The organism is Dorea sp. (genome assembly GCF_977044405.1).
The window spans coordinates 1-2,813 of sequence record NZ_CDRRQK010000055.1; the positions used below are offsets into that span (position 1 = coordinate 1).

Genomic DNA, 2,813 nt, shown 5'->3' on the forward strand with positions numbered 1-2,813 from the left:
CTTCTTCTACATCATAAATCTTAAATGCTTCTGTGTGTCCAAAATGCTGAAAAATCTGTCCATTTTCATATGTTACTGCTATTCTCATCATACCTTCTCCTTTTTCTAATGCATACTTTTGATAGAGCTCCTGTTTGTAGCATCCGCCAAGTCCACAGTTGCTATTCTGACCATCACAAATTTTAAAATCTCCACCTTCGATTCTAAGTGGATATCCGCCAATAAGTGCATCTGCAATTTTCTTCCTGGCACTCTCGTAAATTCGCTGAACTGTTGTTCTTGCAATCTGCATAAATACTGCACACTGTTCCTGACTATAAACATCCGGAAAATGGCAGACTTTTCTACATTTTACTGGTCTTGGCATAAGCACCTTTTCCCAGCGCCATTGCAGCAACACCATAGTCCTGTGATACGACAATATCGCCCTTATGACAGATACTGATCAGTTTATAATCTACTGCATCTGCTCCTGCACCAACAACGATAACTTCACTATAATCTGATGACAGGACATGATTCGTATCACACAGCAATGTTACCGGAACATTATGCTCTTTTGCAATTTTTCCAATGATATCTGCTATATGTGTTCCACTGTACAAAGTCCACGGGCTGTACTGAACGGTGTTATCAATTTGTTATCATATTTCTGTTATCAATCAAAAATTCTCGTAATGTCCTGATATTGGTTGATAACACGATATATTTCTACATACTCGTTGCTTACCTTGTAGATAATCACATAATCTTCCCATATCGCATATTTATAGTCTGTCCAAAAGCTGACTCGCTTTGAAAGGTCTGACCCCATTCCCGGAAACAGCTGAAGATTCTCAAATTTACCGTAAATTTCCTTTATGGTCTTTGCAGCATATTCTTCATTATCTTCGGCAATATAATCCCGAATATTCTTCAGATCCTTTGCAATAATCGGATTGATCCGCAGTTTTAACATCTTATTCCCCCACAAGTACTTTCAGTTCGTCCAGATTCAGCCAACCTTCACCGTCTTTCACTGCTTCTTCAGCTTCTTGCAGCTTCATCAGAAGCTTTTTTTCTGAACGGTCACGCTCGTAATCTTCAATATCCATAACTACAAAACGTCCTCTGCCATTCTTTGTCAGATATACCGGTTCTCCTTTATGACAGTTCTTCAGAACTTCATTATAATTTCTCAAATCAGACACTGGTAAAATATTTGCCATATTCTTTCAGCTCCTTCCATGATTTCATATCATTTCTACTACTTTTATTATACACAATAAGCTGTAAAATTCAACGTGAATTTTTACAGCTTTAATTCAAATTACATTCGTTTATTTATAATGTAAAACACACAAATCTAGATATTATTCACCATACCCTATAAATAGTCAATCTTAATCATCAATAAGTAAAATCAGTTGAATTTCGCATCATCTACAATCAGTTTTCTTTGTCTTTTATCCATATTTTTAGTTCCTTATTTCCATTATCTGTGCGGATTTTCTGGAGTTCCAAACACTTGATTCAAAACAGTAAGTATTGTTTCTATATCAATTGGTTTCGTAATATGAGCATTCATACCTGTCATCATCCACTTCATTCATCTGTACTCCCGTGGAACAGGGAACTTCCTTGATCGTGATTCCATATTTTTCCTGAACAGTATCCAGAACAGTTCCAAGGATTCCTGTAAGTTTCCCATTTTCTTCACCACAAAAAGGAAGATTGTCCTTTAGATATCCTACACGGATTGAATTTTTATGTGTATCCAGCCATTGTTTTTCTTCCTTGTTGAGTGCATAATTTATGACTGCTTTTCCTTCATAACGGGCATACAATTTCCGACGCATAAACAAAAACCAGTACAAAAAGCAGCATGACAAATGCTATAATACTCAAATAGAATCCTTTTGTCTTATCTTTTTTTCTTATCCGTTTTTCTATCTTTCTGTTCATTCATTTCTTCTTATGATCCATTAAAGCGGACATTTGCAATCCGCTTTCGCTACTTGCTTATGCTGTTGTTCTTCCCAGTCTGTCAGTTTTCCTGTTTATTCAATACAGAAAGAATGACCGCTCTTAGTTTCTCAATATCAATGGGTTTTGCAATATGTTCATCCATCCCGGCATCCAGACAAGCTTTTCTATCTTCCTCAAAAGCATTTGCCGTCATGGCAATGATCGGGATCTTTTTGGCATCTTCACGTTCCAACTCACGGATTGCTTTTGTTGCTTCCAGTCCATCCATGACCGGCATCATCACATCCATGATGATGACATCGTACTCATCCATCCTGGAATTCTGAAATATTTCAAGTGCCTCTTTTCCGTTTTTCGCTTCTGTAATATTCAGATGCTCCTCTTCCAGGATTGCATGGGCAATCTCCATATTGATGGCATTGTCTTCAACAAGAAGCACCCATTTTCCTGACAGATCCATGCTCTGTGGGCAGCTGTCCTTCTGTGAATCATTATTTTCAACCAAATGATCTATCTCAAATGAAACCGTAACCGTAAACGTGCTTCCTACATTTTCTTCGCTTTCCAGTTCTATCGTTCCACCCATCAGTTCAACAATATCTTTAACAATTGAAAGTCCCAGGCCGGAGCCACTGAATGTTGTAGTTGACTGTTTGCCTTCCTGCGCAAAAACATCAAACGCATGTTTTTGAAATTCTTTACTCATACCAAGACCGGTATCTGAACATACAAACTGAAAAACAGCCATATTCCCATCATCCGATAATTCTTCGCAATGAACATTCACTGTTCCATGAAAATGATTGTATTTAATCGCATTGGAAGAAAGATTCATTAAAACCCTG

The 2,813-nt window shown here is 37.5% G+C and carries 5 protein-coding genes and 1 pseudogene; all 6 read right to left on the bottom strand.

Going from position 1 to position 2,813, the window contains the following annotated elements:
• A partial coding sequence (locus tag ACWJAF_RS13775) for a DUF134 domain-containing protein (RefSeq protein WP_448864700.1) occupies positions 1-367 on the bottom strand: 367 nt, incomplete at its 3' end.
• Positions 363-605, bottom strand: a pseudogene (locus ACWJAF_RS13780) (DUF188 domain-containing protein); the annotation flags it as partial. The gene ACWJAF_RS13775 and the pseudogene ACWJAF_RS13780, both read right to left, overlap by 5 nt.
• 53 nt (positions 606-658) lie before the next feature.
• Positions 659-958, bottom strand: a complete 300-nt coding sequence (locus ACWJAF_RS13785) for a type II toxin-antitoxin system RelE/ParE family toxin (protein ID WP_296094556.1) — start codon at positions 956-958, stop codon at positions 659-661.
• Between the two features lies 1 nt (position 959).
• On the bottom strand, positions 960-1,208 hold the full coding sequence (locus ACWJAF_RS13790) for a type II toxin-antitoxin system prevent-host-death family antitoxin (RefSeq protein ID WP_296094558.1): 249 nt from the start codon (positions 1,206-1,208) through the stop codon (positions 960-962).
• A 330-nt stretch (positions 1,209-1,538) separates the two neighbouring features.
• Positions 1,539-1,838 (bottom strand): hypothetical protein, encoded by a 300-nt coding sequence (locus tag ACWJAF_RS13795; RefSeq protein ID WP_448864703.1) that lies wholly within the window; start codon positions 1,836-1,838, stop codon positions 1,539-1,541.
• A gap of 188 nt (positions 1,839-2,026) precedes the next feature.
• A partial coding sequence (locus tag ACWJAF_RS13800) for an ATP-binding response regulator (protein ID WP_448864705.1) occupies positions 2,027-2,813 on the bottom strand: 787 nt, incomplete at its 5' end.

Excerpts from the sequence above, each read along its gene's own strand:
- ACWJAF_RS13785 (WP_296094556.1), bottom strand. The coding sequence starts at position 958 with ATGTTAAAACTGCGGATCAATCCGATTATTGCAAAGGATCTGAAGAAT.
- ACWJAF_RS13790 (WP_296094558.1), bottom strand. The coding sequence starts at position 1,208 with ATGGCAAATATTTTACCAGTGTCTGATTTGAGAAATTATAATGAAGTT.
- ACWJAF_RS13795 (WP_448864703.1), bottom strand. The coding sequence starts at position 1,838 with ATGCGTCGGAAATTGTATGCCCGTTATGAAGGAAAAGCAGTCATAAAT.